The organism is Stenotrophomonas sp. (genome assembly GCF_031995405.1).
Classification (GTDB): Bacteria; Pseudomonadota; Gammaproteobacteria; order Xanthomonadales; family Xanthomonadaceae; genus Stenotrophomonas.
In genome coordinates this window covers 1-15140 of the sequence record NZ_DAMAGC010000026.1, presented here as the reverse complement: position 1 = coordinate 15140, position 15140 = coordinate 1, and the positions used below count along the sequence as shown (strand labels likewise).

General features: G+C 67.8%; 17 protein-coding genes. 7 read left to right on the top strand and 10 right to left on the bottom strand.

From position 1 onward, the window contains the following. Positions 1 to 73: 73 nt before the first annotated feature. From RTO53_RS06815 to RTO53_RS06800, 4 genes are all read right to left on the bottom strand, one after another. On the bottom strand, positions 74 to 844 hold the full coding sequence (locus tag RTO53_RS06815; protein WP_312237079.1) for a transporter: 771 nt from the start codon (positions 842 to 844) through the stop codon (positions 74 to 76). Between the two features lie 75 nt (positions 845 to 919). Then, positions 920 to 1345, bottom strand: coding sequence for a hypothetical protein (locus RTO53_RS06810; RefSeq protein ID WP_312237078.1), 426 nt, complete (start codon positions 1343 to 1345; stop codon positions 920 to 922). A gap of 43 nt (positions 1346 to 1388) precedes the next feature. Further along, positions 1389 to 1631: a hypothetical protein gene (locus RTO53_RS06805; protein WP_312237077.1), complete on the bottom strand. Its 243-nt coding sequence runs from the start codon at positions 1629 to 1631 to the stop codon at positions 1389 to 1391. 2 nt (positions 1632 to 1633) lie between these two features. Further along, positions 1634 to 2470 carry a MipA/OmpV family protein gene (locus RTO53_RS06800; protein WP_312237076.1) on the bottom strand — a complete coding sequence of 279 codons (837 nt, stop codon included), beginning with the start codon at positions 2468 to 2470 and terminating at the stop codon, positions 1634 to 1636. 118 nt (positions 2471 to 2588) lie between these two features. Here RTO53_RS06800 and RTO53_RS06795 point away from each other — a divergent pair, with 118 nt between their 5' ends. Then, complete coding sequence (locus tag RTO53_RS06795; RefSeq protein WP_312237075.1) at positions 2589 to 3263, top strand: response regulator transcription factor; 675 nt, start codon at positions 2589 to 2591, stop codon at positions 3261 to 3263. Then, positions 3260 to 4615: a HAMP domain-containing sensor histidine kinase gene (locus RTO53_RS06790; RefSeq protein ID WP_312237074.1), complete on the top strand. Its 1356-nt coding sequence runs from the start codon at positions 3260 to 3262 to the stop codon at positions 4613 to 4615. The genes RTO53_RS06795 and RTO53_RS06790 overlap by 4 nt, the downstream gene beginning before the upstream one ends. 12 nt (positions 4616 to 4627) lie before the next feature. Here the strand turns inward: RTO53_RS06790 and RTO53_RS06785 are convergent, their stop codons facing one another. Beyond that, positions 4628 to 4870, bottom strand: coding sequence for a peptidase (locus RTO53_RS06785; protein WP_312237073.1), 243 nt, complete (start codon positions 4868 to 4870; stop codon positions 4628 to 4630). Between the two features lie 184 nt (positions 4871 to 5054). Here RTO53_RS06785 and RTO53_RS06780 point away from each other — a divergent pair, with 184 nt between their 5' ends. Both RTO53_RS06780 and RTO53_RS06775 read left to right on the top strand, forming a co-directional pair. Beyond that, the gene (locus RTO53_RS06780; RefSeq protein ID WP_312237101.1) at positions 5055 to 6104 is read left to right on the top strand and encodes a linear amide C-N hydrolase; all 1050 of its coding nucleotides are present in this window, start codon (positions 5055 to 5057) and stop codon (positions 6102 to 6104) included. Positions 6105 to 6240: 136 nt separating this feature from the next. Then, positions 6241 to 6447, top strand: a complete 207-nt coding sequence (locus RTO53_RS06775; RefSeq protein ID WP_312237072.1) for a hypothetical protein — start codon at positions 6241 to 6243, stop codon at positions 6445 to 6447. A gap of 12 nt (positions 6448 to 6459) precedes the next feature. Here RTO53_RS06775 and RTO53_RS06770 read toward each other — a convergent pair whose 3' ends face one another. Then, positions 6460 to 6897: a MarR family transcriptional regulator gene (locus RTO53_RS06770; protein WP_312237071.1), complete on the bottom strand. Its 438-nt coding sequence runs from the start codon at positions 6895 to 6897 to the stop codon at positions 6460 to 6462. 78 nt (positions 6898 to 6975) lie between these two features. Between RTO53_RS06770 and RTO53_RS06765 the strand changes: the two genes are divergently transcribed. The 3 genes from RTO53_RS06765 (at position 6976) to RTO53_RS06755 (ending at position 9187) form a co-directional block, all read left to right on the top strand. After that, on the top strand, positions 6976 to 8115 hold the full coding sequence (locus RTO53_RS06765) for an NAD(P)/FAD-dependent oxidoreductase (RefSeq protein ID WP_312237070.1): 1140 nt from the start codon (positions 6976 to 6978) through the stop codon (positions 8113 to 8115). Between the two features lie 157 nt (positions 8116 to 8272). Beyond that, entirely contained in the window at positions 8273 to 8812 is a 540-nt protein-coding gene (locus tag RTO53_RS06760) for a DUF3011 domain-containing protein (RefSeq protein WP_312237069.1), read from the top strand. Positions 8813 to 8983: 171 nt separating this feature from the next. Beyond that, positions 8984 to 9187, top strand: coding sequence for a hypothetical protein (locus tag RTO53_RS06755; RefSeq protein WP_256774678.1), 204 nt, complete (start codon positions 8984 to 8986; stop codon positions 9185 to 9187). A gap of 210 nt (positions 9188 to 9397) precedes the next feature. Here the strand turns inward: RTO53_RS06755 and dxs are convergent, their stop codons facing one another. The 4 genes from dxs to RTO53_RS06735 form a co-directional block, all read right to left on the bottom strand. After that, the gene (gene dxs, locus RTO53_RS06750; protein ID WP_312237068.1) at positions 9398 to 11308 is read right to left on the bottom strand and encodes a 1-deoxy-D-xylulose-5-phosphate synthase; all 1911 of its coding nucleotides are present in this window, start codon (positions 11306 to 11308) and stop codon (positions 9398 to 9400) included. Positions 11309 to 11420: 112 nt separating this feature from the next. Further along, entirely contained in the window at positions 11421 to 12080 is a 660-nt protein-coding gene (locus tag RTO53_RS06745) for an HNH endonuclease (RefSeq protein WP_312237067.1), read from the bottom strand. A 345-nt stretch (positions 12081 to 12425) separates the two neighbouring features. Next, positions 12426 to 14219: an acyl-CoA dehydrogenase C-terminal domain-containing protein gene (locus RTO53_RS06740; RefSeq protein WP_312237066.1), complete on the bottom strand. Its 1794-nt coding sequence runs from the start codon at positions 14217 to 14219 to the stop codon at positions 12426 to 12428. A 45-nt stretch (positions 14220 to 14264) separates the two neighbouring features. Next, on the bottom strand, positions 14265 to 14753 hold the full coding sequence (locus RTO53_RS06735; RefSeq protein ID WP_312237065.1) for an LEA type 2 family protein: 489 nt from the start codon (positions 14751 to 14753) through the stop codon (positions 14265 to 14267). Between the last annotated feature and the right edge of the window lie 387 nt (positions 14754 to 15140).

The following is a 15140-nucleotide window of genomic DNA, read 5'->3' as shown; positions in this document are numbered from 1 at the left end:
ACACAATACTACGCAACGATATTGCCGGCGCGATACATGTCAACAATGGTGTGGTGTGCTCGTGCGTCGAATGCTAGTAGAACAAGAACGACACGCCCAGCCCGGCCTGCACGTCAGGGCTGTCGTCGTCCAGGCCCACGTCGAAGGACGCATCCAGCTGCACGTTGCGGGCCACCCTCCAGGTCACGCCGGCGCCGGCGACCGCGGTGGAGGGTTCGCCATTGGTGTGGGTGAAGCCCGCTTCGATGTAGCTGCTGACGTCGTCGGTCAGCGCCACGCTCAGGCTTGGCGACCAGGTGAAGCTGTCCTCGCCTGCACCGCGGGTGGCATTGGCGTACAGCGCGCCGCTCCAGCGGTCGTTGAAGGTGTATTCGTAGCTGGCGCCAAGCGCGTACTGGGTGCCCCCTTCGCTGAAGTCGCGCGTGCCGGTGGCAAAGCTGCTGCTGGCCAGCAACGCGAGGGCATGTTTGTCCGATGCCAGCGGCAGCGCGACCTTCAGCGCCAGGCCGCTGTCGCCGGCGCCGTTGGCGCTGCTGGACGGCGCACCGCGCGGCTTCAGCTGCAGGTGGTTCCAGGGCGTGCTGAAGACCTGCAGCTCCAGGTGCTCGGCCAGGCCGATGCGCAGGTTGAGGTCGCTGCTGTACTGGGTGGAACGGGTGCCGTCGTCGTCGCGGTCGCGCTCCAGGCTGGGCAGGCCCCATTCCACGGCGACGCTGCCACTTGGCAGCGTGGACGGCGCAAAGCCGATCCCGGGACGGTCGAAGGCCGGTGGTTCGGCAGTGTCGTCCTGGGCAAGGGCAGGCGAGGCGATCAACAGCAGGGCAAGGGCGACAGGCAAACGCATGGTGCAATCTCCGGTGAGCGGCGCAGCTTCGGAGAGTGTGCGGCAAGAATCCGTGAGGACATCGCCGGGTGCGGCTCAGGCCTCGGGGTGGGTCAGTGCCAGCAGGCCATCGAGCAGGCGGTTGGCGCGCGGACGTCCGTCGACGTCGATCGGGTCGGCCAGCGACTGCAGCCAGAAGCCGTGTGCGGCGCGTCGTGCGGCGGTGAGCCGATGGTCCCTGGCTTCGCCGGGGTGCAGCAGCAGGCGGCCCTGTATCCACTGCTTGAGCGCCTGGGCGATCTCCGGGTCGGGGCGGCCGCGTGGCGCGCCGGGGCCGGGACCCTCCGGGGTCAGGCAGGCACGGAAGACCGCGGTGACATAGGCGCGCGAAAAACGTCCGTGCGCGATCGGGTCGGCAGCGATCAGTGCCTGCACGGCATGGTCGAAGTCGACCAGTGCCTGGGCCAGTTGGGGCGCATCGTTGGCGTCGGGGGTGCGCATCATGGGGAAAGGGCGGCTCATGTGGGCTCCGGTTGGCAAGGCCAGCGGTCGGGCGGTGGGCAGTTCAGTGCATCGCCTGCGTCGGGGCCTGCGGCAGCCGTGGGCCGGTATCGGCCGGCGGCTGCAGCAGGAGGTCATTCAACAGTGCGATCACCCGCTCGCCTTCGCCATTGCAGGCCAGCTCGAAGGTGGTCTGCCCGCCCAATGCCGGCAGCGGGGCATGCAGGATCCACTCGAGCACGGCCCTGCGGTCCGGTTCGATGCGCAGGGCAAGGTCGGCGACACGACGAACGATTCCCTGGCGCATGCTCAGAATCCGTAGCTGAGTGAGAGGGCGGCCGAGTCCATGTGCTTTCCGCTGGTCATCGGGCTGTCTTCGACGGCATCGGAGAGGATGGAGCGGCGCACCGATGCGGTCGCGGTCCAGTGCGCACCGAGCGGCATCACCGCGGTCAGGTCCATGTAGGGCGATACGCCGCTGCCGGCGCGATAGCGGGCCAGGCCGCTGCGCCGCGCTTCGGCTTCGCTGACGCCGAAGTAATAGTCGTTGAGGGCACTGCCGGCGTAGTTCAGGCCGACCCCGGGCACCAGCGTGACGCGACCGGTGGGCAGCGGGTAGGCGTACTTGGCGTCGGCGGCGATGCCGCCACCATGGCCACTCACTTCGGCCTGCACATTGGCCTGTACCAGGCCCCACGGCGCGGTGTGCCGCACGGCCACGCCGGCCATCGCCGAGAAGCCGCGGTTGGACAGCTGGCGCAGGCGCACATCGTCGCTGTCCTTGTGCTTGAAGCGCATCATGTACGGCGCGGCCAGCACCGACAGTTCCGTGCTGTCGTTGTCGAACAGGGTGTAGCCGAAGCTGCCGCCACGGAAATGGAACCGCCGGCCTTCGTAGCTGATGACCGGGGCACCGACGGTGTCGGTCTTGTAGCCGGTGTAGGGCGATTTGAGCGCCACCACTGCAACGCCGAGGCTGCTGCGCGGCTTTTCGCCAGGCGCCTGCGCCAGGGCGCTGCCGGTGGCCAGCCACGCAACGGTGGCCAGGGCCACGGCCAGGAGATAGGGGCCGATGGCCCGCTGGGCGCCTTCATTGGCGACGGTGGGGCAGCAGCCTGCCCGGGGGGAATCTTCCTTGCAACGCACGTGCCTGTACCTGCCACACTGGGAATGCCAAGGGGGCATGGTGCCCGCGCTACATTGTCGGAACGTTGCGTCGGGCCGCGCGGTACCATCGGCAGCCGTCGCCCCTGTCCTTACGCCCATGCGCATCCTGCTGCTCGAAGACGATCCGGAACTGGCCAATGCCATCCAGGCCAGCCTGGGCCGGCATGGGATGGTGGTGGACGTAGTGGCCAGCATGGCCCAGGCCGGCGAAGCGCTCAAAGCCGGCGTGCACCAGATCCTGCTGCTGGACCGGCAGCTGCCCGATGGCGATGGCGCCACCTTCGTGCGCGTGGCGCGCAGCCTGGTGCCGAACCTGCCGGTGATCATGCTCACCGCGCGCGACTCGGTGGCCGACCGGGTGGTGGGGCTGGACGTGGGCGCCGACGACTACCTGACCAAACCCTTCGCGGTGGAAGAACTGCTGGCGCGGATCCGCGCGATCTCGCGGCGCCCGTCGCAGATTGCGTTGCCAGTGCTGTCGCTGGGGCGGCTGCAGTTTGATTTCGTGGCGCGCGAGGCGACTGTCGGTGGCGCGCTGCTGGCGTTGCCGCGGCGGCAGTTGCTGGTGCTTGAAGCGCTGGCGGTGCGCCAGGGTCGTACCGTCGCGCGCGCAGCGCTGCTGGAGGCGGTGTACGGCTTCGACGACGCAATCCAGTCCAACGCGCTGGACGCGCATGTCTCCAAGCTGCGCAAGGCGTTGGCCGAAGCGGATGCGCAGGTGGAAATCCACGTCATGCGCGGCATCGGCTACCTGTTGAAGGACATCGCATGAAATTCCTCAAGCCCGGCTCGCTGTCCTTCAGCCTTGCCTGGAAGATCATCCTGATCCAGATCACCATGGTGGCCGTCGGGCTGATGGGCATGGTGCTGATGTATGGCGACAGTGGTGCCGGCTACATCGACTGGAAGATGAGCGAATCGATCGCCAAGTCGATCCACATCCAGGGCGATGCGCTGCGTGTGGACTGGGCGGCATTGGACCGCGCCGCGCAGGACCGTCCGGCCACGTTCTGGTTCGCCGCCACCGATGAGGATGGCCGCCAGCTCACCCACGGCACCGTGCCGGAGGTCTTCCGCCCGCTGGTGGCGCAGTTGCAGTACCTGGAGCCCACCGACATCCGTACGCGCACGCGCGCGGCCGAACTGGCGATGCGGATCTGGGTCAACGACACGCCGGAGGGACGCGTGCACGTGATGATCGGCGGCATGCCGCATCGCGGGTTGTGGCGGCAGATGCTGGTGGTGATCGGTTACCTCGGCGGCTGGATCACCGTGCCGCTGATCGTGATCACCCTGGTGGTGGCACCGTGGGCGATCCATCGCTCGCTGCGCGGGGTCAACCGGGTGGCCGCGCAGGCGGCCGCGATCCAGATCAACGAACGTGGCGGTGGCCTGGATACGCACGCGGTGCCGGCGGAAATCTTCCCGCTGGTGGATGCCTTCAATGCCGCGGTACGGCGTATCGGTGAAAGCTACGACGCGCAGGACCGTTTCCTGGTCGGTGCGGCGCATGAGCTGCGCATGCCGATCGCGATCCTGGCCACGCGCATTGACGACCTGCCGATCGGTCCGGCACGCTCGCGCCTGCAGCGCGATCTGAGCCGGCTCGGCAACATCGCCGAGCAGTTGCTGGACCTGCAGCGGCTGGATCACCACCGCAGCCAGTCCCAGCGCATCGACCTGGCCGCGCTCACCCGTGAGGTGGCCGCCGACGTGGCGCCGCTGGTGGTGGATGCCGGTTATGCGTTCTCGGTCGACGCCCCCGACGCGCCGGTCTGGGTGCAGGGTGATCCGCACGCCCTGCACCGTGTCGTGGCCAGTCTGCTGCAGAACGCAATCGCCCACGGCGGCGACCACGGCATGATCGCGATGACATTGCAGGCCGACGGCGTGCTGGCGGTGACCGACGAAGGCTCCGGCGTGCCCGAACAGGAGCGTCAGGCGATCTTCGAACCGTTCCACCGTCTGCGACCCAGTGGCAGCGGCAGCGGGCTGGGGCTGTATCTGGCGCGCGAGATCATGCTGCGCCACGGCGGCAGCATTGCGGCCGAAAGCGCGCATGGCGGGGGGGCGCGTTTCGTGGTGGCGTTGCCGGTGGATCGCGACGGTGCCGCGACGGGCTGAGCCGTTGCCGCGTCAGTGGGCGGGTGCGGCTTCGCAGTAGGCATCGAAGGCCCCCACACTGCTGTCCAGTTGCTGGGCCTTGGCCAGTTCCCACGGCCGTTCGCACTGCTGGGTGCGCGTGCACCAGCGGTATCCGGCCGAACCGATGCAGCCATGCGGGTCGCGATCGGCGCCAGGCATCGCGGTGCGAACCGGGGCAGGGCTGCTGCAGGCGGACAGGACCAGGATCAGGCAGGCAATAACCAGTCGTTTCATGGCGGCGCTCGCGGGGGGCGTGCATGCAGCGTAACCCGATGCAGGCAAGGGCGGGTGAGCGGGTGCCGCACGGCGGATTCACCCCTCCATCACCGGGGCTCCGGTGTGATCCGGTCCATCCGCCGGATCGGGAGGGGATCGGCATGGCGGCCCATCGACCTGTCAGGAGACGACCATGACGTCTATCGCACGTTTGCGCATATCCCTGCTTGCCCTGGCGTGGGCCTTCGCCGCGCCGCCGGTGGATGCATGTACGCGGGTGGTCTATCTGGGCGACAACCAGGACGTGATCACGGCGCGGTCGATGGACTGGAAGAGTGATGTCGCCACCAACCTGTGGGTGCTGCCGCGCGGCATCGCGCGCACCGGTCAGGCCGGCCCGCAGTCGATCCGCTGGACGGCCAGGTACGGCAGCGTGGTCGCCACCGGCTACGACATTTCCACCACCGATGGCCTCAACGAAGCCGGCCTGTCGGCCAATCTGCTGTGGCTGGCCGAGTCGGAATATCCGGCGCAGCGCGGCCGCAAGCCCGGTCTGGCGATCTCGTTGTGGGCGCAGTACATGCTGGACAATTTCGCCACGGTTGCCGAAGCGGTGGCCGCCCTGCAGCGCGAGCCCTATGCGCTGGTCACCGACAAACTGCCGGGCGAATCGCGGCTGGCGACGCTGCACCTGTCCCTGTCCGATGCCAGCGGCGACAGCGCGATCGTGGAGTACGTGGATGGCCGGCAGGTGATCCACCATGATCGCGGCTACCAGGTGATGACCAACTCGCCGGTGTTCGACAAGCAACTGGCGCTCGACGCGTACTGGCAGCAGATCGGCGGCACGGTGATGCTGCCAGGGACCAACCGCTCGGCCGATCGTTTCGCGCGTGCCCGGTTCTACATCAACGCCATTCCCAAGGCCGAGGACCCGGTGGTGGCGCTGGCCAGCGTGTTCAGCGTGATCCGCAATGTGTCGGTGCCCTTTGGGATCACCACGCCGGATGAGCCCAATATCTCCTCCACGCGGTGGCGCACCGTGGCCGACCACAAGCGCAGGCTGTACTTCTTCGAGTCCGCGCTGACGCCCAATACGTTCTGGGTGGATCTCAACAAGGCCGATTTCGCCAAGGGTGCGCGGGTGCTCAAGCTCGACCTGGGCGCGGACCAGCGCAACGTGTTCTCCGGTGATGCGCTGGGGCAGTTCCAGCCCTCGGCACCGTTTGCGTTCCTGGGCACTGGCGGCTGACTGCCATCAGGGGATGCCGCTGCAGCCGGTCAGAAGCGTCCGGATTTCAGACAAATCCGATATCCCGGCGCTGCGGCCGGACGTATGGTGCTGATCAAGGGATGGAACGCCCGATGCCGTTGCAGGAGCCATCAGCATGTTGATCAAGGTGCAGTGCCAGGACCGCCGCTGGCAGGTGATTCACCCGACCCGTCCGGACCCGATCGCATTCGCGAGCGGCGCGACGGCGTTCGATTTTGCCGACGCGCTGGCGCGTGAGCACCACGCCGAAACGGGCCTGGTCAGTGCGGTGCGCGTGGAGGCGCTGGAGAGCTTTCTCGACGCGGTCCGCTACGGCGGATGACGCGCCTGCGCGTCACCCATCGCGATCCAGGTTGGCGCTGAGCCGCTGCAGGAACGTCGCCAGCAGCATGGTCTCATCGACGTTGAAGCCGGCCAGCATCCGGGTGTTGCCTTCATTGAGGATTTCGCGTGCCTGCGGCAGGCGCTGCAGCGCAAGCGGGGTGAGTTCGATGCGCTGGGCGCGGGGGCGGTGCGGATCCGGGGAGCGGCGGATCAGCTGATCGCGCTCCAGCCGTGCCAGGGTCTGCGCCATCGACGGCTGTTCGACGCGCAGCAGCCGCGCCAGTTCGGCCTGGGTGGCCGCCTTGCCCTGGCGCAGCGCTTCGAGCACGGGCAGGCTGGCCATGCCCAGCCCGAGCGGACGCAGCTCGGTTTCGGCCATCCGGGTCAGTTCGCGCGCCACCCGTTTGATCAGGAAAGACGGCACATTCCTCGGGTCGGGGCGGTCCATGCGTTCACTCCGGCTGCTTGACATAGGGGCCTATGGTAACAATCATAGGGGCCTATGTCAGAGCCCCGGAGATTCACCGTGTCCCTTCCACCCCGTATCGCTGTCGTCGGCGCCGGTCCTGCCGGGCTGCTGCTGGCCTGCCGCCTGCACCAGGCCGGCATCCCGTTCCAGCTGTTTGAAACCGATGCCGGGCCCGGCGCCCGCGCGCAGGGCGGCATGCTCGATCTGCACGCCGACACCGGGCAGGCGGCGCTGCGCAGCGCCGGGCTGTTCGAGCGCTTCCAGCAGGTGGCCCGCTATGAGGACCAGGGCCTGCGCATGTTCGACGCGCAGGGCCGGCTGCTGCTGGACGACGACGGACTGGGCGGCGACCGGCCGGAGGTCGACCGTGGCCACCTGCGCGACCTGCTGCTGGGCGCGCTGCCGGTCGACTGTGTGCGCTGGGGCCACGCACTGCGGCAGGCGGCGGTTGACGGCCAGGAGGTCGTGCTGCAGTTCGGCAACGGGGTGATTGAGCGTTTCGATCTGGCCGTGGGCGCCGACGGTGCCTGGTCCCGGCTGCGTCCGCTGCTCACCGACGTGCGCCCACGGCACGCCGGCATCAGCCTGTACGAACTGTCGCTGCGCAACGTCGATGTGGACCATCCGCAGCTGGCGGCGCTGGTCGGGCGGGGCACGCTGGTGGCCAAGGGCGGGGCGCGGACGCTGTTCGCCCAGCGCAACGCCGATGCGCATGTGCGGGTCTACGCGTCGTTGCCGCAGGTGCTCGACGACGGTGAACCGGCACCGCAGGAAACCCGCAGCAGTCTGCTCGAGCACTTCGCCGACTGGGCCCCGGACCTGCGTGGTCTGATCGCTGCGGCAGACGATGCGGTGCGGCCGTGGCCGATCCACATGCTGCCGGTCGGTCATCGGTGGGACCATTGCGGCGCGGTGACCCTGATCGGCGATGCGGCGCACGTGATGCCCCCGGCCGGCGAGGGGGCCAACCTGGCGTTGCGTGACGCCGCCGATCTGGCCGATGCGCTGTGCAGCCCGGACTGGCGCGCGGCGCTGCGGGGCCATGAGCAGGTGATGTTCGCGCGTGCGGCGGAGAGTGCGGCAGCGGCACAGCGGATGCTGCTGGCCGGCTCGGTAGCGCAGATGCTGGAAGAAATGGGCGGTGATTCGGCGTCGGTTGCCTCACCGGATGCGCGCCTGGTCGATGGCCGACCCTGATGTGACGCGCCACCCGCCTCTCCAGTCAGGTAAGCGTCGGTTACCTAAATAGGGCATGAAATCAGCGACTTTCGGCCTATGTCGCACATCGCCGCTTTGCCACATCCTGTGCGCCACCACCACACACGGTTATGAGGCAGGCATGAGGAGCAAGGCAATGGGGCACGGAAAGCACACCTGGCTGTGGGCGCTGCTGCCCTCGATGCTGCTGCTGGGCGCCACCGCGCAGGCGCAGCAGTACGACCGCTATCGCGATGACGGGTACAACAGCGGGCCGGTGCGCTGTGAGTCGAACAAGGGCCGCACCCAGCAGTGTCCGCTGGACGGGCGTGCACGCCTGGTCCGGCAGATTTCCGGGACGCCCTGCGTGGAAGGCCAGACCTGGGGCCAGGCCCGTGGCGGCGTCTGGGTCACCCAGGGCTGTCGCGCGGAGTTCATCGCCGAGGGCGGGCGGGGCGGTCACTGGAATGGCGGTGGTGGCGGCGGCTGGGGCAACAACGGCGGCGGGCGTGGCCAGATTCTGACCTGCGATTCGAATGACCATCGCCGTCAGCGTTGCGTCGCCAACGTCCGTCGGGAGGCGCGTCTGGTGCGCCAGACCTCACGCACCGCCTGCATCGAGGGGAGTACCTGGGGCTGGGACCGGACCGGCGTCTGGGTGGACGGTGGCTGCCGCGGCCAGTTCGAGGTCAATTGATACCTCTGCTTCAAGTGATGCTCTAAATCAGAAAAATCTGATACAGATCACACTTTCGATTGGTTATCGTCCGGAGCGGGAAGCCCCGGCTTCACCAATGACAGGGGCAGCACCCGCCGCAACGGCGGGTCTGGCCTCGCCCGATATGCCGCCTCATGGAGAGAGCACCGCATGTTGATCCGCCTGCAACTGGAGCACCGCCTCTGGCGGGTGCTGCACCCGGACAAGCTGGAGTCGTTCCGCTTCAACGACAGCGCCAAGGCCTTCGATTTCGCCGATGCGCTGGCGCGCCTGCACCATGCCGAGACCGGCCACCGCAGCTCGGTGCGGGTGGAGGCGAGCGGGGCCTACGTGGAGGCGGTGCGCTACGGCTGAGGCCGGCACGGCGCAGGGCAGACCGTAACACCCGAAGGCCGCGTCGACGTAACGCGGCCTTCGGGCATTGGGCACCGCGCCGAACGTAGGCCGCGTGCCTGCCTTCCAGATAGAGCCGACCCATGGTCGGCTGTTTGATACCAGGTAGAGCCGACCCATGGTCGGCTGTTTGATACCAGGTAGAGCCGACCCATGGTCGGCTGCCCTCGCTCAGCCCGCAGCGCTGAGCGGACGGGTCTGCCCAGCCAGCGCCGGCCAGCGCTTGAGCACCGCCGCCCGGATCCCGGCCGCATCGATACCGGCTTCGGCCAGCAGGTCTTCACGGCTGGCGTGGTGCTGGAAGCTGTCGGGCAGGCCCAGGTGCAGGATCGACTTGAGCACGTCCTCGGCATTGAACAGCTCGGCCACGCCGGAGCCGGCGCCGCCGGCCACCACGTTGTCCTCGATGGTGACAAAGCCATCGTGGGAGCGCGCCAGTTCGAGCAGCAGGCTGCGGTCGAGCGGCTTGATGAAGCGCATGTTGACCACGCTCAGGCCCAGCTCGCGACCGACCACTTCGGCGGCCGGCACGGTGCTGCCGAAGGCGAGCAGGGCCACGCGGCTGCCCTGCACACGCAGGTCGGCCTTGCCGATCTCCAGCGTGGACAGGTCGGTGCCGGCGGCCACGCCGGTGCCGCTGCCGCGCGGATAGCGCACCGCGGCCGGACCGGGATGACGCAGGCCGGTGGTCAGCATCTGCCGGCATTCGGCTTCATCGGCCGGGGCCATCACCACCATGTGCGGGACGCAGCGCAGGAAGCTCAAGTCGAGGTTGCCGGCGTGGGTGGCGCCATCGGGGCCGACCACGCCCGCGCGATCGATGGCGAACAGCACGTCCAGCTCCTGCACCGCCACGTCATGCACCAGCTGGTCATAGGCGCGCTGCAGGAAGGTGGAGTAGATCGCCACCACCGGCTTGGCGCCCTGGGTGGCCATGCCGGCCGCCAGAGTCACCGCGTGCTGCTCGGCGATGGCCACGTCGAAATAGCGCTCCGGGTATTCCTTGCTGAAACGCACCAGGCCCGAGCCTTCGCGCATCGCCGGGGTGATGCCCATCAGCCTGGGTTCGGCGGCGGCGGCATCGCACAGCCAGTCGCTGAATACATCGGTGTAAGTGGGCTTCTTCGCGCCGCCCTTGGAGACCAGCCCCTTGTCCGGATCGAACGGGCCGACGGCGTGGTAACCGATCTGGTCGCCTTCGGCGCGCTCGTAGCCCTTGCCCTTGGTGGTCATCACGTGCAGCAGCTTGAGGCCCTTGAGGCCCTTGAGCGTTTTCAGCGTGGCTACCAGCGCCGGGACATCGTGGCCGTCGATCGGGCCGGTGTAGTGGAAGCCCATTTCCTCGAAGAACGTGGACGGCACGAACATGCCCTTCCAGTGTTCTTCCCAGCGCTTGACGAAGCGCGCGGTGGGGTTGTTCTTCTTGTCGCCGAGGATCTTCTTGCCGCCTTCGCGCAGCGCGTTGAGCGTGCGGCTGCCAGTGGCGCGGCCGAGCATCTTGGTCAGCCCGCCGACGGCCTCGGAGATGGACATGTTGTTGTCGTTGAGGATCACCAGCAGGTTCGGTTCGCTGTCCATGCCGCCGGCATGGTTGAGCGCCTCGTAGGCCATGCCGGCGGTCATCGCGCCGTCGCCGATCACCGCCACCACCTTGCGATCATCGCCCTGCTGCTGGCGCGCGATGGCCATGCCGAGCGCGGCGGAGATCGAGGTCGAGGAATGGCCGACGCCGAAGGTGTCGAATTCGCTTTCCTCGCGCTTGGGGAATGGCGCCACGCCGTCCTTCTGCTTGACGGTATGGATGGCGTCGCGGCGGCCGGTGAGGATCTTGTGCGGGTACGTCTGGTGGCCCACGTCCCAGACCAGCTGGTCGACCGGGGTCTGGTACAGATAGTGCAGCGCGACGGTCAGCTCGATCACGCCCAGCCCGGCGCCGAAATGGCCGCCACTCTTGCCGACCGATTCGATCAGGTAGGCACGCAGTTCATCCGCGATGGCGGGGAGTTCGGACTCGTCGAACCTGCGCAGGTCATCCGGTGACTGGATGCGCGACAGGCGGGGATAGCGTGCGGAATCGATCATGTTTATCGCGCTTCTTCTGAGCGCCTATTTTCCCCCCCAAATACGGGTGGGGCAAGCAAACCGCCTTTTCAGTGAGTAAACGGTGACGGTGCCTGCGTCAGTTGGTCGCAGGCTATGCGGCCAGTTTGGAGCGTTTGGGCAGCTGTGCCCGCAGGAACGCCATCTGGTCGGCCAGGATGTTGCGGTTGGACAGGATCATGTGTTCAATCCAGCTCGGCCGGTAGGGCACCGCCAACAGCGGCATGCCGGCCTGCTGCGGGGTGCGGTCGCTCTTGCGCGAGTTGCAGTGGAAGCAGGCGCTGACCACGTTCTCCCAGACATCCAGGCCGCCCTTGGAGATCGGCATGACATGGTCGCGGGTCAGCTGAGGGCGGTGGAACTGTTGGCCGCAGTACAGGCACAGGTGCGCATCGCGGGCGAACAGCGCCTGGTTGGACAGGTTGGGGGTGGGGTCGAGCGAGCGCGAGCGGGCGTGGCCGCGCGCGGCGATGATCGGGTGCAGGTCCATGCCACTGCGCGCACCGGTCAGGCGACTGATGCCGCCATGGATGTGCAGGCACGGGTCGCCCAGGGTCCAGGCGACGGCGTCACGGGCGTAGAGGCAGGCCGCATCCTGCCAGTTGATCCAGTCGAGCACTCTGCCGTGGGCATCCAGCGAAAGCAGGCGGACGCTGCCAGGCCGATGCAGCGTGGCGATGGGCGACACTTCGTCGACCGGGGCGGACGAGGCTCCGGTATCGATCAGACCTAGGCGTGTAGTGTCTGTCTCCATCGGGAAAACAGCTTATACCCGAAACGTTGCATTTTGTGTATAGGCGCTTGCGCCCGTACATAAAATGCAACGATTTGGTTCGGCATTCCACCTAAACCCCGCGCCGTTGGCGCGCCCCACGCGGCCGCCGGTGGCGACCGCGTTCCGCGCATTCCATCTATTCCCCGCGCCTTTGGCGCTCCCCCCTTTAACAAAAGGGGGCTTTTCTCAAGATGGGGTGTCGGTAGTGCCGACCGGCGGTCGGCGTCTGCCGGATGGAAAACGGCGAGCGGATCCACCGGCGTGGTCGGTGAATCGGGTCGTCTGGTAGCCACCGACCGTTGGTCGGTGGGCCACCAGGCGTGCTCAGGCCTCGCCGAAATGCGCGTCTTCCATGGCCATTAGCGGGGCGGCGCCGGACTGGATGGCCGCGGCGTGGCTGAGGGTGCGTGGCAGTACGCGGGCGAAATAGAAGCGGGCGGTTTCGCGCTTGGCCTGCTTGAACGCATCGCTCTGCGCGGACGCGTCGGCGGCGGCGACGCTGCGCGCCCACCAGTAGGCCAGTACCACGTAGCCCGAATAGAACAGGTAGTCGAAGCTGGCCGCGCCCAGTTCCTCGGGGTTGCCGGCCGCGCGTTGCAGGGTGGCCAGGGTCAGCGCGCCCCATTCGTCGGCCTTGGCGCGCAGCGGGGCGATGAATTCGGCCAGCGCTTCATTGCCCTCGTTGGCCTTGGCGAAGGCCTCGATCTCGGCGAGCATCAGCTTCAGCCCGGCGCCCTGGCTGGAAGCGGTCTTGCGCCCGATCAGGTCCAGCGCCTGGATGCCGGTGGTGCCTTCGTAGAGGGTAGTGATGCGCGCATCGCGGGCCAGCTGCTCCATGCCGTGTTCACGGATGTAGCCATGGCCGCCGAAGCACTGCAGGGCGTTGTAGGTATTCTCGATGCCCCATTCGGTCTGGCAGGCCTTGGAGATGGGGGTCAGGAAGCTCACCAGGGTATCGGCGCGCTCGCGCTCGCCCGCATCCTCGGCGTGGTGGGCGACGTCGACCAGGGTGGCCGCATGCAAGGCCAACAGGCGGCTGCCTTCGACCAGCGACTTGATGGTCAGCAGCATGCGGCGCACGTCCGGGTGGACCAGGATCGGGTCGGCCGGCTTGTCCGGGTTTTTCGGGCCGCTCAGCGAGCGCGACTGCAGGCGCTCGCGGGCGTACTTGAGCGCGTTCTGGTAGGCGCGCTCGGACAGACCGATGCCCTGCAGGCCGACGCCGAGGCGGGCGGTGTTCATCATGGTGAACATTGCCTGCAGGCCCTTGTGCGGCTGCCCGACGAGGTAGCCTTCGGCGCCATCAAAGTTCATCACGCAGGTAACCGAGCCCTTGATGCCCATCTTGTGCTCGATCGAGCCGCAGCGCAGCGCATTGCGCTCGCCGACCTTGCCGTCGCGATCGACCTTGAACTTGGGGGTGACGAACAGCGAGATGCCCTTGGCGCCCGCAGGGGCGTCGGGCAGCTTGGCCAGCACCAGGTGGACGATGTTGTCGGTGAGGTCGTGCTCGCCGGCAGTGATGAAGATCTTGGTGCCGGTGATGGCGTAGCTGCCATCGGCGTTGGGCTCGGCCTTGGTTTTGAGCAGGCCCAGGTCGGTGCCGCAATGCGGTTCGGTCAGGCACATGGTGCCGGTCCAGCGGCCCTCGATCAGCGGCTTGAGGAAAGCCTCCTGCTGCCAGGCTTCGCCGTGCTGCTTGAGCGCTTCGATGGCGCCGTGGGAGAGCAGCGGGAAGTTGCCCCACGCCAGGTTGGCGGCGTTGATCATTTCGTTGAGCGGCACGCCGAGGGTGTGCGGCAGGCCCTGGCCGCCGAGTTCCGGCGCGGCGGTGAGGCCGGTCCAGCCGCCCTCGACGAACTGCGCGTAGGCCTGCTTGAAGCCCGGCGGGGTGGTCACTTCGCCGGTGGCCTGGTCGAGCACGCAGCCGATTTCGTCACCGACGCTGTTCAGCGGTGCCAGCACGGTGGTGCTGAAGCGGCCGGCTTCTTCGAGCACGGCGTCGACCACGTCGGTGGTGGCATCGGCAAAGCCGAGGCGGGCGAACAGCGGTTCGACCTTGAGCACGTCATGCAGGGCGAAACGGATATCGGAAAGCGGTGCGGTGTAGCTGCTCATCGTCAGGTCTCGATCAGGTGCAAAGGGATACGGGAAGTGCGCCGGTCAGCGCAGCACGCCGGGCAGGCCGGGGGCCTGGTTGAGGGTGCTGTGGTTGTCGACGTCGAAGCTGCGTTGTTTCTTTTCCTGCGGGGTGGCGCTGACCGTGCCCTTGAGCGCGTAGGCGAGGGTGCGATTGCCGGCGAGGGCATCGGCGACGACCAGGCGGGCGTTGGAGCTGGGCTGCAGCTGCACGTTGACGACGTCGGCGGAGACGCCACCGATGGACAGGGCGGGGCGGGCAGTGAGGATGCCGGCCGCTTCGTCGCCGACGCTGAGGGTCAGGCTGACGCTGTCGAAGGTCATGGGCATGGAGCTGAAGTTCTGCAGCCGCAGGGCGACATCCCAACCGCCGTCGGCGCGCACGGTGAGCTGCTGGACGCTGGCGGCCGGGGGCGAGACGCGTTTGACGACGCCGCTGTTGCAGGCGGTCAGGGCCAGGGCGGTGGCGGCGAGCAGGGAGACGGTGAGGGCGGTACGGAGGCGGTGGTGCATGGGCGCAATCCTTGGACGGGTGCTGCGTGGGCCAAAGCATACTACGGCGTATGGTGGTTGTGCGGGCTTTGGGGTGGTGGTGTGAAGGGTAGTGGGTGTGGGGTGGGTTTGGTTTTTTTCGAAGCCGGAGCGTGAAGCCGGAGCGTCAAGCCAGGGCGTGAAGCCAGGGCGTGAAGCCAGGGCGTGAAGCCAGGGCGTGAAGCCAGGGCGGCTTCCGGGTCGGTGGGGGTGGGCGGGGCCGGGTGGGTTGGCGGGACACGCCGTGAACCCGTCCGTGGGGGCTCGCAGGCGCCATCCATGGCGCCTGACGGTCCCGCCAACCCACCCAGCCCCACCCCGCAGACGTTACGGGTGCGTTTGGGAGGGCAACGGCGATGGAGCGGGGGA